This window comes from Streptomyces sp. CB01881 (assembly GCF_002953255.1).
Classification (GTDB): Bacteria; Actinomycetota; Actinomycetes; order Streptomycetales; family Streptomycetaceae; genus Kitasatospora.
In genome coordinates this window covers 5,156,647-5,173,176 of record NZ_CP026498.1, presented here as the reverse complement: position 1 = coordinate 5,173,176, position 16,530 = coordinate 5,156,647, and the positions used below count along the sequence as shown (strand labels likewise).

Annotated in this window: 17 protein-coding genes; 16 read left to right on the top strand and 1 reads right to left on the bottom strand. The window is 71.9% G+C overall.

Going from position 1 to position 16,530, the window contains the following annotated elements; genetic code table 11:
* Positions 1-28: 28 nt before the first annotated feature.
* The 12 genes from nrdR to C2142_RS12415 all read left to right on the top strand — a co-directional run bounded on the left by nrdR (position 29) and on the right by C2142_RS12415 (position 13,366).
* The gene (gene nrdR, locus C2142_RS12470; protein ID WP_148642709.1) at positions 29-526 is read left to right on the top strand and encodes a transcriptional regulator NrdR; all 498 of its coding nucleotides are present in this window, start codon (positions 29-31) and stop codon (positions 524-526) included.
* Between the two features lie 206 nt (positions 527-732).
* Positions 733-3,636 (top strand): vitamin B12-dependent ribonucleotide reductase, encoded by a 2,904-nt coding sequence (locus tag C2142_RS12465; protein ID WP_148642708.1) that lies wholly within the window; start codon positions 733-735, stop codon positions 3,634-3,636.
* Between the two features lie 167 nt (positions 3,637-3,803).
* Positions 3,804-4,040, top strand: a complete 237-nt coding sequence (locus C2142_RS12460) for an RNA polymerase subunit sigma-70 (protein WP_148642707.1) — start codon at positions 3,804-3,806, stop codon at positions 4,038-4,040.
* 3 nt (positions 4,041-4,043) lie between these two features.
* Positions 4,044-4,610, top strand: a complete 567-nt coding sequence (locus C2142_RS41535; RefSeq protein WP_148642706.1) for a Clp protease N-terminal domain-containing protein — start codon at positions 4,044-4,046, stop codon at positions 4,608-4,610.
* Positions 4,611-4,842: 232 nt separating this feature from the next.
* Positions 4,843-6,522 carry an ATP-binding protein gene (locus tag C2142_RS12450; protein WP_148642705.1) on the top strand — a complete coding sequence of 560 codons (1,680 nt, stop codon included), beginning with the start codon at positions 4,843-4,845 and terminating at the stop codon, positions 6,520-6,522.
* Positions 6,519-6,962, top strand: a complete 444-nt coding sequence (locus tag C2142_RS12445) for a roadblock/LC7 domain-containing protein (RefSeq protein WP_148642704.1) — start codon at positions 6,519-6,521, stop codon at positions 6,960-6,962. The genes C2142_RS12450 and C2142_RS12445 overlap by 4 nt, the downstream gene beginning before the upstream one ends.
* On the top strand, positions 6,959-7,327 hold the full coding sequence (locus C2142_RS12440; RefSeq protein WP_148642703.1) for a DUF742 domain-containing protein: 369 nt from the start codon (positions 6,959-6,961) through the stop codon (positions 7,325-7,327). The genes C2142_RS12445 and C2142_RS12440 overlap by 4 nt, the downstream gene beginning before the upstream one ends.
* Positions 7,308-7,982 carry an ATP/GTP-binding protein gene (locus C2142_RS12435; RefSeq protein WP_148642702.1) on the top strand — a complete coding sequence of 225 codons (675 nt, stop codon included), beginning with the start codon at positions 7,308-7,310 and terminating at the stop codon, positions 7,980-7,982. The genes C2142_RS12440 and C2142_RS12435 overlap by 20 nt, the downstream gene beginning before the upstream one ends.
* Positions 7,979-9,223, top strand: a complete 1,245-nt coding sequence (locus tag C2142_RS12430) for a cytochrome P450 (RefSeq protein ID WP_148642701.1) — start codon at positions 7,979-7,981, stop codon at positions 9,221-9,223. Before C2142_RS12435 ends, C2142_RS12430 begins: the two co-directional genes overlap by 4 nt.
* A 57-nt stretch (positions 9,224-9,280) precedes the next feature.
* A complete protein-coding gene (locus C2142_RS12425) occupies positions 9,281-10,486 on the top strand; it encodes a cytochrome P450 (RefSeq protein ID WP_148642700.1) in 1,206 nt (401 codons plus the stop codon).
* A 356-nt stretch (positions 10,487-10,842) separates the two neighbouring features.
* Complete coding sequence (locus tag C2142_RS12420; protein ID WP_241002540.1) at positions 10,843-12,243, top strand: ABC transporter substrate-binding protein; 1,401 nt, start codon at positions 10,843-10,845, stop codon at positions 12,241-12,243.
* A gap of 100 nt (positions 12,244-12,343) precedes the next feature.
* Positions 12,344-13,366 (top strand): sugar ABC transporter permease, encoded by a 1,023-nt coding sequence (locus tag C2142_RS12415; RefSeq protein WP_148642698.1) that lies wholly within the window; start codon positions 12,344-12,346, stop codon positions 13,364-13,366.
* 259 nt (positions 13,367-13,625) lie between these two features.
* Here the strand turns inward: C2142_RS12415 and C2142_RS39665 are convergent, their stop codons facing one another.
* On the bottom strand, positions 13,626-13,952 hold the full coding sequence (locus tag C2142_RS39665) for a hypothetical protein (RefSeq protein WP_241002539.1): 327 nt from the start codon (positions 13,950-13,952) through the stop codon (positions 13,626-13,628).
* Between the two features lie 8 nt (positions 13,953-13,960).
* On the opposite strand from C2142_RS39665, the gene C2142_RS39660 reads away from it, so the two are divergent.
* The 4 genes from C2142_RS39660 (at position 13,961) to C2142_RS41530 (ending at position 16,379) form a co-directional block, all read left to right on the top strand.
* Positions 13,961-14,341, top strand: a complete 381-nt coding sequence (locus C2142_RS39660) for a carbohydrate ABC transporter permease (protein ID WP_241002538.1) — start codon at positions 13,961-13,963, stop codon at positions 14,339-14,341.
* Positions 14,342-14,441: 100 nt separating this feature from the next.
* Positions 14,442-14,804, top strand: a complete 363-nt coding sequence (locus C2142_RS12405) for a hypothetical protein (RefSeq protein WP_148642697.1) — start codon at positions 14,442-14,444, stop codon at positions 14,802-14,804.
* A 109-nt stretch (positions 14,805-14,913) separates the two neighbouring features.
* Positions 14,914-16,251 (top strand): hypothetical protein, encoded by a 1,338-nt coding sequence (locus C2142_RS12400; RefSeq protein WP_162002460.1) that lies wholly within the window; start codon positions 14,914-14,916, stop codon positions 16,249-16,251.
* Complete coding sequence (locus C2142_RS41530) at positions 16,248-16,379, top strand: hypothetical protein (protein ID WP_277347252.1); 132 nt, start codon at positions 16,248-16,250, stop codon at positions 16,377-16,379. The genes C2142_RS12400 and C2142_RS41530 overlap by 4 nt, the downstream gene beginning before the upstream one ends.
* Positions 16,380-16,530: the final 151 nt, after the last annotated feature.

The following is a 16,530-nucleotide window of genomic DNA, read 5'->3' as shown; positions in this document are numbered from 1 at the left end:
GCACGTCCTGCCCGGGAGGGATCCTCAGGTGCACTGCCCCTTCTGCCGGCACTCCGACAGCCGCGTCGTCGACAGCCGGACCACCGAAGACGGCAGCTCCATCCGCCGCCGCCGGCAGTGCCCGGACTGCAGCCGCCGCTTCACCACGGTGGAGACGGCCGCGCTGATGGTCATCAAGCGCAGCGGCGTCACGGAGCCGTTCTCCCGGGAGAAGGTCATCTCCGGAGTCCGCAAGGCCTGTCAGGGCCGCCCGGTCACCGAGGACGCCCTCGCCCAGCTCGGCCAGAAGGTCGAGGAGTGCGTGCGGGGCACCGGCAAGTCCGAGCTCACCACCCACGACGTGGGCCTGGCCATACTCGGACCGCTCAAGCAGCTCGACGTCGTCGCCTACCTGCGCTTCGCCAGCGTCTACCAGGCGTACGACGGACTGGAAGACTTCGAGGCCGCCATCGCGGAGATCCGCGCCGAACGGCCCGTCCCCGAGGCGGACGGCACCTGCGTGCCCGTCCCCGCTGCCGCGCCCTAGGAGGCCCGGCTCAGCACACCGGCCCCCAGGGGCCGGCCGTCACACCGGCCCTTCGGGGTCGACGCGCGCCCGAAAACGGCGCACAGAACACCACAAACCGTGCGGAAACAGGCAGTCGCCGCCTGCCCGCACACCGGAAGAGCGAACCAGCGGTGCCCGGACTTTTCAGGGCACTTTGGGCGTTTGCCCAGGAGGAGGAGCGAGAAGTGACAGACACCACGAGCGGTTCCGCACGCGGGTCGAAGTCCGACAAGGCCACGACGAAGGGTGCCGGCAAGGCCCCCAAGGGCGGCCTGCGGATCGAGCGCATCTACACCACCCCTGGCGTCCACCCCTACGACGAGGTCCGCTGGGAGCGGCGGGACGTCGTCATGACCAACTGGCGCGACGGCTCGATCAACTTCGAGCAGCGCGGCGTCGAGTTCCCCGACTTCTGGTCGGTCAACGCGGTCAACATCGTCACCTCCAAGTACTTCCGCGGCGCCGTCGGCACCCCGCAGCGCGAGTGGAGCCTCAAGCAGATCATCGACCGCGTGGTGCTCACCTACCGCGCCGCCGGCGAGAAGAACGGCTACTTCGCCACCCCCGGCGACGCCGAGGTCTTCGAGCACGAGCTGACCCACGCCCTCCTCCACCAGGTGTTCAGCTTCAACTCGCCGGTCTGGTTCAACGTCGGCACCAAGCAGCCCCAGCAGGTCAGCGCCTGCTTCATCCTGGCCGTCGACGACTCCATGGAGTCGATCCTCGACTGGTACAAGGAAGAGGGCATGATCTTCAAGGGCGGCTCCGGCGCCGGCCTCAACCTCTCCCGGATCCGCTCCTCCAAGGAGCTGCTCTCCTCCGGCGGCAACGCCTCCGGCCCGGTCTCCTTCATGCGCGGCGCCGACGCCTCCGCCGGCACCATCAAGTCCGGCGGCGCCACCCGCCGCGCGGCCAAGATGGTCGTCCTGGACGTCGACCACCCCGACGTCGAGGCCTTCATCGAGACCAAGGTGAAGGAGGAGGAGAAGATCCGCGCCCTGCGCGACGCGGGCTTCGACATGGACCTCGGCGGGGACGACATCACCTCCGTCCAGTACCAGAACGCCAACAACTCGGTCCGCGTCAACGACGAATTCATGACCGCCGTCGAGAACGGCACCGGATTCGGCCTCCGCGCACGGATGACCGGCGAGGTCATCGAGACCGTCGACGCGAAGAAGCTCTTCCGCAAGATGGCCGAGGCCGCCTGGGCCTGTGCCGACCCGGGCATCCAGTACGACTCCACCATCAACCACTGGCACACCTGCCCGGAGTCCGGCCGCATCAACGCGTCCAACCCCTGCTCCGAGTACATGCACCTGGACAACTCCAGCTGCAACCTCGCCTCGCTCAACCTGATGAAGTTCCTGCGCGACGACGACTCGTTCGACGCCGAGCGCTTCGCCAAGGTCGTCGAGCTGGTCATCACCGCGATGGACATCTCCATCTGCTTCGCGGACTTCCCCACCGAGAAGATCGGCGAGACCACCCGCGCCTACCGCCAGCTCGGCATCGGCTACGCCAACCTCGGCGCCCTGCTGATGGCCACCGGCCACGCCTACGACAGCGAGGGCGGCCGCGCCCTGGCCGGCGCCATCACCTCCCTGATGACCGGCACCGCCTACCGCCGCGGCGCCGAACTCGCCGGTGTGGTCGGCCCGTACGACGGCTACGCCCGCAACGCGACCGCGCACCAGCAGGTCATGAAGCAGCACACGGACGCCTCGCTCGACGCCGTCCCGGTCGACGAGTTGGACTCCCCGGTCTGGCTGGAGGCCAACAGGACCTGGCAGGACGTCGTGCGCATCGGCGCGCAGAACGGTTTCCGCAACGCCCAGGCCTCGGTGCTCGCCCCGACCGGCACCATCGGCCTGATGATGGACTGCGACACCACCGGCGTCGAGCCCGACCTCGCCCTGGTCAAGTTCAAGAAGCTGGTCGGCGGCGGCTCGATGCAGATCGTCAACGGCACCGTGCCGCGCGCCCTCAAGCGCCTCGGCTACCAGGACGAGCAGATCGAGGCGGTCGTCGCCCACATCGCCGAGCACGGCAATGTGGTGGACGCGCCCGGGCTGAAGACCGCGCACTACGAGGTCTTCGACTGCGCGATGGGCGAGCGCACCATCTCGCCGATGGGCCACGTGCGGATGATGGCGGCGATCCAGCCCTGGATCTCCGGCGCCATCTCCAAGACCGTGAACATGCCGGCCTCCGCGACCGTCGAGGACGTCGAGGAGATCTACTTCGAGGCGTGGAAGATGGGCGTCAAGGCGCTCGCCATCTACCGCGAGAACTCGAAGGTCGGCCAGCCGCTCTCGGCCAAGAAGAAGGACGACGAGGCGAAGGCCGCCAAGGCCGAGGCCGCCCCGGTCGTGGTCGAGAAGGTCGTCGAGTACCGCCCCGTCCGAAAGCGCCTGCCCAAGGGCCGCCCGGGCATCACCACCTCCTTCACGGTCGGTGGCGCAGAGGGCTACATGACCGCCAACTCCTACCCGGACGACGGCCTCGGCGAGGTCTTCCTGAAGATGTCCAAGCAGGGCTCGACCCTCGCGGGCATGATGGACGCCTTCTCCATCGCCGTCTCGGTCGGCCTCCAGTACGGCGTGCCGCTGGAGACCTACGTCTCGAAGTTCACCAACATGCGCTTCGAGCCGGCCGGTCTGACCGACGACCCGGACGTGCGGATGGCGCAGTCGATCGTCGACTACATCTTCCGCCGCCTGGCGCTGGACTTCCTGCCCTTCGAGACCCGCTCCGCGCTCGGCATCCACTCCGTCGAGGAGCGCCAGCGCCACCTGGAGACCGGTTCCTACGAGCCGCTGGAGGCCGAGGAGCTGGACACCGAGACGCTGGCCCAGTCCGCCCCGGTCGCCCCGGCGGCCCCGGTGGTCCCGGTGGTCAAGCCCGCCCCGGCGGTTGAGGCCCCCAAGGCCACCCCGGCCCAGGCCCACAACTCGACGGAGCTGATGGAGATCCAGCTCGGCCTCAACGCCGACGCGCCGCTCTGCTTCTCCTGCGGCACCAAGATGCGCCGCGCCGGCAGCTGCTACCTCTGCGAGGGCTGCGGCTCCACCAGCGGCTGCAGCTGACCGCTGACCCGCGAGCGGTGATCCACCGCTGAGGCGGGGCGAGGACTTCGTGTCCTCGCCCCGCCTCTTCGTCTTTTCCGCCCGTACCGGCCCTGTTGCGTCGTGCCCGCCCGGCCGGACTGTCAACCAGGGTTGACAGATGGCGGGTGTCAACCTAGGTTGACGGTATGAGCGAGAACGGAGAGCTTGCGGCCGCGGCGAGCAGTCGTGATCCGGCGGTGGGGCTCCGGGCGGTCCGTGCGTTGCGCGAGTTGGCGGACCGGCTGGAGGGACTGCAGGTGGGGAACGCCCGGGGGCAGGGGTGGTCCTGGCAGGACATCGCGGTCTGCCTCGGGGTGAGCCGGCAGGCGGTGCACAAGAAGTACGCCCGGCGTGGGGTCGGAGCCGACAGGGACGGAGACTGAGCGATGTTCGAGCGTTTCACCGAGAGTGCGCGACGAGTGGTGGGCCGGGCGGGGCAGGAGGCGGCGGAGCTGCGGCACGGGTACGTGGGGACGGAGCACCTGCTGCTGGCGATCCTGGCCGAGCCGGACGACCCGGCGGCCGCGGTGCTGGTCGACGCGGGCCTGGACCACGAGACCGCCCGGCGGGCGGTGCGGCGGCTGCTGGGGGAGGGGGGCGACGCGCAGGCACTCGCGGCGATCGGGGTGGATCTGGAGGCCGTCCGGGAGGCGGTGGAGTCGGTGTTCGGGGAGGGGGCGTTGGACGCGGCGCCGGAAGGGGCGGAGTCGCGTCGGCGCGGCTGGCTCCGGTCGGGTGCGAAGGAGCGGCGCAGCCCGTTCACGGCCCGGGCGAGGAAGGTGCTGGAGCTGTCGCTGCGCGAGTCGCTGCGGCTGAAGTCCGGTCACATCGCGGTGGGCCACCTGCTGCTCGGGGTGCTCCGGGAGGGCGAGGGTCTGGGGGCCAAGGTGATCGCCGGCCACGGGCTGGACGCCCAGGCCGTCCGCCGGGCGGTGGAGGCGACGCTGGGCTGACGGAGGTGCGGCGGGATGGTCGCGGATCGGTGCACGAAGCGTGAACGAACGATACTGTGCGTCAACTCTCCAGTTGAGGCCGACAGCTGAATGGATATGATCGGCCGACTGCGTGAACCGATCAGCCGCCCGGAGACGTTTCATCACGTCGGCCGGGCGGTCGCGCATTCGCCTAGCCCCGCTGTCGGCGTCAGCCCGTCGACGCCCGCCGCTGCTGCCGAGGACCGCATCGATGACAGAACGCACCAGCCCCGAAGGCGGGCCGGGCCGTCGGCCCGCCGCGCGCACCGCGGCCCTCACGGCGGGGGCGGTCCTGTTGGCGCTGGTCGTCGCCCCGATCGGGATCAGCCGGGCCTCGGCGGCCCACCAGCCGCTGACCGCGGCCGCGGTCGGCGCGGTCGCCGCGCTCTGGCTGATCGCCGTCGGGCTGGCGGCCTCCGCCACTGAGCGCGCCCGCCGGCTGGCCGCCGGGCTCGCCGCGAAGGACGACGAGGCCATGGCGGCGCTGGTCGTGGCCGGTACGGCCAGGCAGGCCGAGACGGCCGCCCGGGAGCGGGCCGCCGCGGCGAAGGCCGAGCGCGACACCGCCCGGTCCGAGCTCGCGCAGGCCCGGGCCGACCTCACCGCCGCGCAGGCCGAGCTGGCCCGGGTGCGGGAGGAGGCCGAGGCGGAGCGGGCCGAGCGAGCCCAGCTGGAGCGGCTGGCCGACGAGGTGCTGCCCGAGGTGGTGAAGAGGCTCCGCGGCGGCGCGTCCGTCGACAGTGCGCTGGCCGCACACCGCAAGCACCCCCAGTACGCGCTGCTGCGCGCCGTCGCCGAGGAGGTCGGCCGCGGCGAGCGCCTGCGGGCCGCTGCCCTCGCGGTCTGCGCGACCGCGGCCGGGCGGGTCCAGGCGCTGGCCACGAGCATGCACGCCGAGCTGCGCGAGATGCAGCACCGGCACGACGAGGAGGTCCTCGGCGACCTGCTGCGGCTGGACCACTCCACCGCGCAGGCGGGCCGGATGGCCGACAGCATCGCGGTGCTCACCGGCGCCCGATCGGGCCGGCGCTGGGCCAAGCCGATCGCGGTGGAGTCGGTGCTGCGCGGCGCGCTCGGCCGGATCGGCGCCTACCAGCGGGTCCGGCTGCACAACGCCAGCGCCGCCGCCGTGGCCGGGTTCGCCGCCGAGGGCGTGATGCACGCGCTCGCCGAACTGCTCGACAACGCCACCAACTTCTCCGCCCCGCCGGCCGAGGTGCACGTCTACGTCGAGGAGGTGCCGGCCGGGCTGGCGGTCACCGTGGAGGACAGCGGACTCGGCCTGAGCGACAGTTGGCTGCGCCGGGCCGAGCGGGCCGTCTCCGCCGAGCCGCTGGACCTCACCACGCTCTCGGCGGGTACCAGGCTCGGCCTCGCGGTGGTCGGTGCGCTGGCCCGCAAGCACGGGTTGCAGATCTCGTTCCGGCCGTCGGCACGCGGCGGTACCGGGGTGGTGATGCTGATCCCGCAGCAGCTGGTGACGCACCCCGCACCGGAGCCCGCCCCGGAGCCCGTACCGGACCGGCCGGCCGTGCCGGTTCCCGCGCGCCCCGCGCTCACCCCGGCCCTCACGCCCGCCCTCGCTCCCGCACGCTCCCTGCCCGCAGCACCCGCCGTGCCGGCCCCCGCCGTGCCGGCCGCTCCCGCCCCGGCCGACCGGGCCGAGACGCACGTGCCGGTCACCGACAGCGGCCTGCCGCAGCGCCGCCGCGGGCAGACGCTCGCCACCACCGCCCCGGCGGCCCCCGCCGCCAAGCCCGCCCGTGCCGACGCGGCGAGCGCCGCCGCCCGGTTCGGCGCCTTCCGTCGCGCCGCCCAGCAGGCCAAGGGCGGTGCACCCACCACCACACCCGACGCTTCCCCCGTCGTCACCGAGAAGGACTCCTCATGAGCAGCGCCACCGACCGTGACCTCGACTGGCTGTTGGAAAACCTGCTGACGGCCACCCCCGGCACCCGGCACGCCCTGGTGCTCTCCGCCGACGGCCTGAAGCTCTGCCACACCGCGGGCCTCGACGCCGACCAGGCGGACCAGCTGGCGGCGATAGCCTCCGGCATGCAGAGCCTGGCGCACGGCGCCTCGATCGAGTTCGGCGACGGCAGCGGCGGCGTACGGCAGTCGATGACCGAGTTCCACGGCGGCATCCTCTGCATCGTGGCGGCCGGCGAGGGCGCCCACCTCGCCGTGGTGACCGACGACGACGCGGACGTGGGCGTGGTCGGCCACAACATGCACGGTCTGATCGAGCAGATCGGCGTGCACCTGAGCGCCCCGGCCCGTGAGGACGTGGCCGGCCCGGCGCCCGCGGACCGCGAGAGTGCCCGGGCATGACCGGGCGGCCGGTCATGCCGGGCCGTGACGACGACCCGGACCGTCTCTACACCATCACCCGGGGCCGCAGCCGGTCCCCGGAGAACGCCTTCGACCTGGTCACCCTGATCGTCGCCGAGCGGGAGCCGGCCTCGGGCATGCAGTCGGAGCACGCCCGCATCCTGCGGATGTGCGAGGCCCCGACCGCCGTCGTCGAGGTCGCCGCGGAACTGTCGCTGCCGGTGTCGGTGGTGAAGATCCTGCTCGGCGACCTGCTGGAGACCGGGGCGATCACCGCCCGCCACCCGCGGTTCGCGCCCAACAAGGCCCGGCTGCCCGATCTCGACACGCTGAAGCAGGTGCTGCATGGACTCCAACGGCTCTGAGGCACCGGCGGCCCGGCGCACCCCGCTGCGCGGCACCGCCGACAACGCGCTGAAGATCGTCGTGGTCGGCGGCTTCGGCGTGGGCAAGACCACGCTGGTCGGCGCGGTCAGCGAGATCCGTCCGCTGAACACCGAGGAGACCATGACCAAGGCGGGCGAGGGGATCGACGACCCCTCGGGTGCCTGGGGCAAGCGGTCCACCACGGTGGCCTTCGACTTCGGCCGGATCACGCTCTCCGCCAGCCAGGTGCTCTACCTGTTCGGCGCGCCCGGCCAGGAGCGTTTCTGGTTCCTCTGGGACCGCCTGTTCAGCGGTGCCCTCGGCGCGGTCGTGCTGGTGGACACCCGGCGGCTGGAGGAGTCCTGGTACGCCATCGACCGGCTGGAGCACCACGGCACGCCGTTCATCGTGGCCCGGAACAACTTCGGCGGGCCGACCCACACGCTGGAGCAGGTCCGGGAGGCGCTCGACCTGCCCGCCGACGTCCCGCTGGTGGACTGCGACGCGCGCGACCGGGAGTCGAGCAAGCAGGTGCTGATCGAGCTGGTCCGCCACCTGGCCGCCCGGGTCGAGGAGGCCGCCCGGACCGGGGCCGCCCTGGCCGCAACAGAAGGCATCACCGACCCGTCCCGCTACGAGGAGTGCACCCCGTGACCGAGCCCGCCGTCACCCCGCCGCCGGGCTGCCCTGCGCACGCCGGCGCCACCCCGCTGTACGGGCCGCGCTTCCAGACCGACCCGGGGCAGCTCTACCGCGAGCTGCGGGCCACCCACGGCCCGGTCGCCCCGGTCGAGCTGGCCGGGGGTGTCCCGGCCTGGCTGGTGATCGGCTACCGCGAGCTCCAGATGGTGACCGGCCAGCCTCAGCTGTTCGGCCGCGACTCCACCCGCTGGAACGCCTGGGAGACCATCCCCGAGGACTGGCCGCTCAAGCCGATGATGGCCCCGGTGCCGTCGATCCTGTACGCCGAGGGCGAGGAGCACGTCCGCCGCTCCCGGGCGGTCACCGACGCGCTGGCCGCCGTCGACCCGTACGAGCTGCGCAAGCACGCCGAGGAGATCGCCGACCGGCTGATCGACGAGTTCGCCGGGCGCGGTGAGGCCGACCTGGTCGCCGAGTACGCGCACCGGATGCCGCTGCTGGTCATCTGCCGGCTGTTCGGGCTGAGCGAGGAGCAGGCGCCGGTCCTGATCGACGGCCTGCTGACCATGCTGGACGGCGGCCCGGACGCGCCCGCGGGCGCGCAGCGGCTGCTCGGCGTGATGTTGGAGCTGGTCCAGGAGAAGGCCGAGCACCCGGGCAACGACATCGCCACCGCGATGCTCCAGCACGAGGCGGGTCTGTCGCACGACGAGATCATGCGCGACCTGCGGGTGATCCTGATCGCCGGCCACCAGCCCAGCTCGTACTGGATCTCCAACGCGCTGCGGCTGATGCTCACCGACGAGCGGTTCGCCGCCTCGCTCTCCGGAGGCCGGCGCAGCATCAGCCAGGCGCTGAACGAGGCGCTCTGGGAGGACACCCCGACGCAGATCTTCGCCGGCCGCTGGGCGACCAGGGACACCCGGCTCGCCGGACAGCGGATCGCCGCCGGGGACATGGTGCTGCTCGGCTTCGCGGGCGCCAACGCGGACCCGTCGGTGCGCCAGCCGGACGGCAGCCCGGCCGAGGGCAACCGGGCGCACATGAGCTACTCGTACGGTGAGCACGGCTGCCCGTTCCCGGCGCAGGAGGCGGCCGAGGTGATCGCCACCACCGCGATCGAGGTGCTGCTGGACCGGTTGCCGGACCTGCGGCTGGCGGTGGCCGAGCACGCGCTGGTCTGGCGCCCGTCGGCGTGGGTGCGCGGGCTGATGGCGCTGCCGGTGTCGTTCACCGCGGGCTACCACGCCTGAGCCGGGCAGGCCGTTCAGGGCTGTTCACGATCCAGTACCTCAAGGAGAGTTGTGCCGATGACCGCTCCGATAGCCCTCGATCCGATGGCGCGCGACAACGCCGCCGAGGGTGCGCTGCTGCGTGCGGCGGGCCCGGCGGTGGCGGTGGAGCTGCCCGGTGGCGTCGCCGCCTGGGCGGTGACGCAGCACGCGGCCGCCCGGGACCTGCTGACCGACGCCCGGCTGGTGAAGGACGCCGCGCACTGGGCGGCGTACCAGCGTGGCGACGTGCCGAAGACCTGGCCGCTGATCGGCCTGGCGGTGCCCGGTCCCAGCATGGTGACCACCGACGGTGCCGAGCACCGGCGGCTGCGGGCGTTGGTGGCGCAGGCGTTCACGCCGCGCCGGGTCGAGCTGATGCGCCCGCGGGTGGAGGAGATCACCCACGGGCTGCTGGACGCGCTGGCGGCGGGGGAGCGGGAGGTGGACCTCAAGACCGCGTTCGCCTTCCCGCTGCCGATGACGGTGATCTGCTCGCTGCTGGGCGTGCCCGAGTCCGACCACGGCCATCTGCGGGACCTCTACGAGCGGTTCTTCGGTATCCGGCCCAACCCCGAGGGCATCCAGGCGACCATCGCCGGACTGAACGCCTTCGTCAACGACCTGGTGGCGCAGCGCCGTTCGGCACCCGGGGACGACCTCGCCAGTGTGCTGCTGGCGGCGGACACCGAGGGCGGCGCGCTGAGCGACGCCGAGGCGGCGGCCACCCTGCGGGTGATCATCGCGGCGGGTCACGAGACCACGGTCAACCTGATCGGCAACGCGGTGCGGGCGCTGCTGGCCCATCCGGAGCAGCTGGAGCTGGTGCGCTCGGGCAAGGTCGGCTGGGACGCGGTGGTCGAGGAGTCGCTCCGCTGGACGCCGCCGACCAGCAACTTCCTGTTCAGGTTCACCACCGGGGACGTCGAGGTCGGCGAGGTGGTGATCCCCAAGGGTGAGCCGGTGCTGATCTCGTACAACGCGATCGGCCGTGACCCGGCCCAGCACGGGGTGACCGCCGAGCTGTTCGACATCACGCGGGACCCGATCCGCCACCTGTCGTTCGGTCACGGGCCGCACGTCTGCCCCGGGTCCCCGCTGGCCCGGCTGGAGGCGGGGGTCGCTCTGCCGGCGCTGTTCGAGCGGTTCCCGGACCTCGCGGTGGCGGTGCCGGACGAGGAGCTGCGCCCGAGTCCGTCGCTGGTGGTCAACTCGCTGCGGGAGCTGCCGGTCCGGCTGTTCTGACGGCCGGCCGTGGTGCGGCCCCGCCCGGCCCGGGCGGGGCCGTCGGCGTTCCCGGGCACGCCCGGCACCCCGGCGGTGGGGTGCCGTCCGACCGGGGCGCCGCGTACGGGCCGGGGTCCTGCCGGGCCGCGGCGTACGGGCCGGGTGCGGCGTCCGGACCGGTTCCCTGCGGGGGTGGCCACGGGTCACAACTTGGGCCACGTGCGGGTGAAGGTCGAACGCGGACCTTGGCGAGGGGTGGCTGCTGCGTTAACGTCGTCAAACCGGCCGCCGCCGCGTCCATGTCGATCTCCGGTACAGCGCAATGTCGTTCTGTCGTACTGCCGGCGCTGCGCGCCCTGGCGAGGAGGACCGCATTGACCCCCACCCCGACCGTGCCGTCCACGAGTTCACCCTCCGCCCGTTCCCGCCGTCTGGTGGCCGTGCCCGCTCTGCTGGCGGCGCTGGCGCTGACCGCGGCCTGCTCGAACAGTTCGAGCAGCTCCGGGGGCGGGTCGGGCGGCGGCGGTCAGACCCTGGCCGGTGACTGCGCCAAGTTCCAGCAGTACGCGGGGCATTCGGGCGCCACGGTGACGGTCTTCGCGTCGATCCTCAGCCCGGAGTCGGACAACCTGGAGAAGTCCTGGTCCGAGTTCAGCTCGTGTACCGGTATCAAGATCAGCTACGAGGGTTCCAACGACTTCGAGTCCCAGCTGCCGGTGCGGGTGACCGGTGGCAACGCGCCGGACTTCGCGATCATCCCGCAGCCCGGTCTGCTGGCGCAGATGGTGAAGAGCGGCAAGGTGGTGAAGCCGCCCGCGCAGACCGTCGCCAACCAGGAGAAGTGGAGCCCGGTCTGGAAGGCCTACGGCTCGGTGAACGGCACCTTCTACGCGGCGCCGATGAGTGCCAACATGAAGTCCCTGGTCTGGTACTCGCCGAAGGCCTTCAAGCAGGCCGGCTACGAGGTGCCGAAGACCTGGGCCGACCTGATGGCGCTCAGCGACCGGATCGCCAAGGCCGGCGGCGGCAAGCCGTGGTGCGGCGGCATCGCCTCCGGGACGGCCACCGGCTGGCCGGCCACCGACTGGCTGGAGGAGGTGGTGCTGGGTTCGTACGGCGGTGACGTGTACGACCAGTGGGTGACCCACAAGGTGAAGTTCTCCGACGAGAAGATCACCACGGCGATGAAGACCGTCGCGGACTGGATGCAGAACCCGGCGTGGGTCAACGGCGGCTACGGCGACGTGAAGTCGATCGCCACCACGACCTTCCAGGACGCGGGTGCACCGGTCCTCACCGGCAAGTGCTTCATGCTCCAGCAGGCGTCGTTCTACAAGGCGCAGTGGCCGAAGGGCACCGACGTCGGGCCGGACGGCGACATCTTCGCCTTCCACCTGCCGGCGGTGAACCCGCAGGTCGCCAACCCGGTCGAGGGCGGCGGCGAGTTCCTGACCGCGTTCGCGAGCCGGCCCGAGGTGCAGGCGGTGCAGAACTACCTGTCCAGCCCGGAGTGGGCGAGCAGCCGGGTGAAGACCGCCACCGGCTGGGTCTCGGCCAACCAGGGCGTGGACAAGAGCCTGTACACCGACCCGATCGACCGGCTCTCCGCCGACGCGCTCACCGACCCGGCGGCCACCTTCCGCTTCGACGGCTCGGACCTGATGCCGGCCGCGGTCGGGGCCGGGCAGGAGTGGAAGTCGCTGACCGCCTGGTTCGCCGAGGGCCAGTCGATCCAGAAGACCGCCGCCGACATCGACGCGGCCTGGCCGCAGTAGCGGCCGCCGCCAGGGTCCATCCGTCGAGGGCGGTGCGGGGCCACCCACCCGCACCGCCCGCCCCTCCGCTCTGCCCGGGGCAGGGAAAGGACGTGCAGCCATGTCCGTACTCGCCGGCCCCCGGCCGTCCGCCGCGCTGGCCGACGGCTCCTGGGGCGACGCGGCCGTCAAGTTCGGCAACAGCTTCGGTGCGATCGCGGGTTTCCTCGGCATCCTGCTGCTGGTCTTCCTGGTCGCCGGCCGGGCCTCCGGCCGGATCGCCCGGCCGCTGGCCGTCGCGGTCTTCCTCGGCCCGGCGGTCGTGCTGCTGCTGGTCGGCCTGGTCGCCCCGCTGGTCCGCACCGTCTACCTGAGCCTGTACAACGACGACAGCAGCCGGTTCGTCGGCGGTGAGAACTTCGGCTGGGCGTTCACCACCGACTCGGTGCAGAAGATCCTGGTCACCACCCTGCTCTGGCTGGTGGTCGCGCCGCTGGCCGCGACCGGCCTGGGCCTGGTGCTGGCGCTGCTGGTGGACCGGATGCGCGGCCAGGCGGTCTACAAGTCGCTGATCTTCATGCCGATGGCGATCTCGCTGGTCGGCGCCTCGATCATCTTCAAGTTCGTCTACGAGTCCCGGGACGCCTCGCAGCAGCAGATCGGCCTGCTCAGCCAGGTCGCCATCGCGCTGGGCTGGGAGCACCCGCCGAACTGGATGCTCTCCCAGCCGCTGAACACCTTCCTGCTGATGGCGGTGATGGTCTGGGTCCAGACGGGCTTCGCGATGGTGGTCCTCTCGGCCGCCATCAAGGCGATCCCGGACGAGGTCACCGAGGCCGCCCGGCTGGACGGCGCGGGCGGGGTGCGGCTGTTCTGGTACGTGACGGTGCCGATGATCCGCACCACGGTGGTGGTGGTGCTCACCACCGTCATGATCACCACGCTGAAGGCCTTCGACATCGTCCGCACCATGACCGGCGGCAACTTCGGCACCCAGGTGCTGGCCAACGAGATGTACTCGCAGTCCTTCGTGCAGTTCAACACCGGGCGGGGCAGCGCCCTCGCGGTGATCCTCTTCCTCGCGGTGCTGCCGCTGGTGGCCTACAACATCGTCCAGCTGCGGAAGGAGCGTGGGGTCCGATGAGCGTGCTCGATCCGGTGCGCGGGCGCGGCCCGTCGGGCGGGCGTCGCGGGACGGGAGCCGGCCGGCCGCTGGCCGGGCGCCGCGGCCCGGTCCGCCAGGCCTTCGGCTCCCCGCTCGCCTCGGTCTTCGTGATCGCGGTGACGGTGCTCTGGACCATCCCCACCCTCGGCCTGCTGGTCACGTCGCTGCGCCCCAAGCAGGACGTCACCGCGAACGGCTGGTGGAACGCGTTCCTCCACCCGGACCTCGGCCTCTCCAACTACCACACGGTGCTGTTCGAGGGCGGCTCCGGCGTCTCCACCGGTCTGATGCCGTTCCTGGTGAACTCGCTGGCGATCAGCATCCCGGCGACGCTCTTCCCGCTGGTGCTGGCGGCGATGGCCGCGTACGGGCTGGCCTGGGTGCGGTTCCGGGGCAGCGACACGGTGTTCTTCGTGGTCTTCGCGCTCCAGGTGGTGCCGATCCAGATGGCGCTGATCCCGCTGCTGCGGCTGTTCTCCGGCGGCGCGCACCTGGGCCCGCTGACACTGATCCCGGCGGTGGACCTCAAGGGCACGTACGCGCCCGTCTGGCTGGCGCACACCATGTTCGCGCTTGGCGATCTTCCTGCTGCACAACTTCATCGCCCAGCTGCCGCGCGACCTGATGGAGGCGGCGGTGGTGGACGGCGCCTCGCACTTCAAGATCTTCCGGTCGATCGTGCTGCCGCTCTGCGCGCCGGCGCTGGCCTCGTTCGCGATCTTCCAGTTCCTCTGGGTCTGGAACGACCTGCTGGTGGCACTGACCTTCGCCGGCGGGACCCCCGAGGTGGCGCCGATGACGGTCCGGCTGGCGCAGCTCTCCGGCTCCTTCGGCGGCCGCTGGGAGCTCCTCACGGCCGGGGCGTTCCTGTCGATCGTGATCCCCCTGGTGGTCTTCTTCAGCCTCCAGCGGTACTTCGTCCGCGGTCTGCTGGCCGGATCCGTCAAGGGGTGACCCGGCCCGGCCGGCGACTGTGGCGGTTCCGCGGACACGCTTGCCGCGCAACCGGTACACCGGTGGGGGCAGTTGGCCGAAACTGGCACAGGGGGCGGTCATGGCAGGTGCAGGCAGGCCCGCGGGCACACGTCCGGGTGCACGTCCGGGCCTCCGGGCGGGTGCGGGCAGGGGCCCGGGCGCCCGGTGGCGGAGGAGGATCGCGGGCCTGCCGGCGGTCCTGAGCACGGCGGCGGCGCTGGCCGCCGGCCCGGGGGCCGCTCCGGCACAGGCCGCCACGGCGACCCTGGGCTCCACGGCGGTCGGCCCGTCCACCGACTCGGACGACTCCAACCACCTGAACGCCTCCCGGTACGTCACCGGCGCGTCCACCGCCGGCGGCCTGAGCTTCTCGATCTACGCGACGTACACCGCGGAGGACACCCCGACGCCCCCCCGCGGCCGGCGCCGGCCCGGGCGGTGAGGGCCCGATCCTGCTGGTCACCAGCCAGGCCAACCCGTACACCCGCTACCTCGCCGAGATCCTCAAGGCCGAGGGCCTCAACTCCTACCGCGCGGTGGACATCTCGACCGTGACCGGATCCCTGCTCGCCTCCTACGACGTGGTGCTGCTCGGCGAGATGCCGCTCACCGCCGCCCAGGCCGCGACGCTCACCACCTGGACCAACGGGGGCGGCCGGCTGGTCGCGATGCGCCCGGACCGGCAGCTCGCGCCGCTGTTCGGCCTCACCCCGGCCGCCGGCACCCGCGCGGACGCCTACCTCAAGGTGGACACCGGCGCTGCCCCCGGCACCGGGATCACCGGTGACACGATGGGCTACCACGGCCCCGCCGACCTCTACACCCTCAACGGCGCCACCGCCGTCGCCACCCTCTACAGCGACGCCACCACCGCCACCGCCAACCCGGCCGTCACCCTCCGCACGGCCGGCAGCGGCCGGGTCGCCGCGTTCAGCTACGACCTCGCCAGGTCCGTGGTGCAGACCCGGCAGGGCAACATCGCCTGGGCCGGCCAGCAGCGCGACGGCACCGACGGCTACGAGGCCGCCGAGATGTTTTTCGGCACCGGCGGCCAGCCGGACTGGAACAACCTCGACAAGGCGCTGATCCCGATCGCCGACGAGCAGCAGCGGCTGCTGGCCAACCTGATCACCCTCGTCGACTCCGCCAACAAGCCGCTGCCCCGCTTCTGGTACTTCCCGCGGGACGTGAAGGCCGTGGTGGTGATGACCGGCGACGACCACGGGGTCGGTGGCACCGCCGGCCGCTGGGACGGCTACATCGCCCAGAGCCCGCCCGGCTGCTCCGTCGCCAACTGGGAGTGCGTGCGCGGCTCCTCGTACATCTACACCGACGACCCGCTCACCCCGGCGCAGGCCCGGGCCTACACCGACCAGGGCTTCGAGGTGGGCGTCCACGTCACCACCAACTGCCGTCCGTGGGGCACCACCGCGGCCCTGCAGGGCTTCTACAGTGACCAGTTGTCCAACTGGCGGGCCAAGTACACGTCGCTTCCGGCGCCTTCGAGCAGCCGCACGCACTGCGTGGAGTGGGACGACTGGTCCACCCGGGCGAAGACCAAGCCGGCCAACGGCATCCGGCTGGACACCGACTACTATTTCTACCCGTCCAACTTCACCAGGGACCGGCCCGGCTACTTCAACGGCACCGGCCAGATCATGCGGTTCGCGGACGCCGACGGCAGCGTGATCGACGAGTACCAGGCCACCACCCAGCTGACCGACGAGTCCGGCCAGTCCCACCCGGGCACCGTCACCACGCTGCTCGACGCCGCCTACGGCTCCAAGGGCTACTACGCGGCGCTGACCGCCAACATCCACACCGACTTCGCCGCCTCCTCCGCCTCGGACGCGATCATCGCCGCGCCGGCGCCGCGGTCAACAACATGAACTACTCGACCGGCCCGACGGGCTCGGGCGCCTACAGCAACGCGGTGGTGCCCTTCGGCAGCTGGCCGGCGGACTTCGGGCCGGCGGTGAAGGGCTCGCTGGCGTACTCGCTGTACGGCTCCTACTGAGCCGCTGACCTGGCCTCATGTTCGGTGCAGGGCCTGGGGGCGCCTTTGTCACAGCCCCGTGACAGAGGTGCCCCCAGCGTTTTTGAACCTGTTCAGAATGGTCTACAGTCTGCTGCAGTAGCGGCGCTCCGGGCGCCTGCCGCGGACTGCC

What these genes read in the sequence shown, in the direction of transcription:
- C2142_RS12460 (WP_148642707.1), top strand. Translation starts at nt 3,804, where the DNA reads ATGAGCGAGAACGGAGAGCTTGCGGCCGCGGCGAGCAGTCGTGATCCG.
- C2142_RS41535 (WP_148642706.1), top strand. Translation starts at nt 4,044, where the DNA reads ATGTTCGAGCGTTTCACCGAGAGTGCGCGACGAGTGGTGGGCCGGGCG.
- C2142_RS12450 (WP_148642705.1), top strand. Translation starts at nt 4,843, where the DNA reads ATGACAGAACGCACCAGCCCCGAAGGCGGGCCGGGCCGTCGGCCCGCC.
- C2142_RS12445 (WP_148642704.1), top strand. Translation starts at nt 6,519, where the DNA reads ATGAGCAGCGCCACCGACCGTGACCTCGACTGGCTGTTGGAAAACCTG.
- C2142_RS12440 (WP_148642703.1), top strand. Translation starts at nt 6,959, where the DNA reads ATGACCGGGCGGCCGGTCATGCCGGGCCGTGACGACGACCCGGACCGT.
- C2142_RS12435 (WP_148642702.1), top strand. Translation starts at nt 7,308, where the DNA reads ATGGACTCCAACGGCTCTGAGGCACCGGCGGCCCGGCGCACCCCGCTG.
- C2142_RS12425 (WP_148642700.1), top strand. Translation starts at nt 9,281, where the DNA reads ATGACCGCTCCGATAGCCCTCGATCCGATGGCGCGCGACAACGCCGCC.
- C2142_RS12415 (WP_148642698.1), top strand. Translation starts at nt 12,344, where the DNA reads ATGTCCGTACTCGCCGGCCCCCGGCCGTCCGCCGCGCTGGCCGACGGC.
- C2142_RS39665 (WP_241002539.1), bottom strand. Translation starts at nt 13,952, where the DNA reads ATGGTGTGCGCCAGCCAGACGGGCGCGTACGTGCCCTTGAGGTCCACC.
- C2142_RS12405 (WP_148642697.1), top strand. Translation starts at nt 14,442, where the DNA reads ATGGCAGGTGCAGGCAGGCCCGCGGGCACACGTCCGGGTGCACGTCCG.
- C2142_RS41530 (WP_277347252.1), top strand. Translation starts at nt 16,248, where the DNA reads ATGAACTACTCGACCGGCCCGACGGGCTCGGGCGCCTACAGCAACGCG.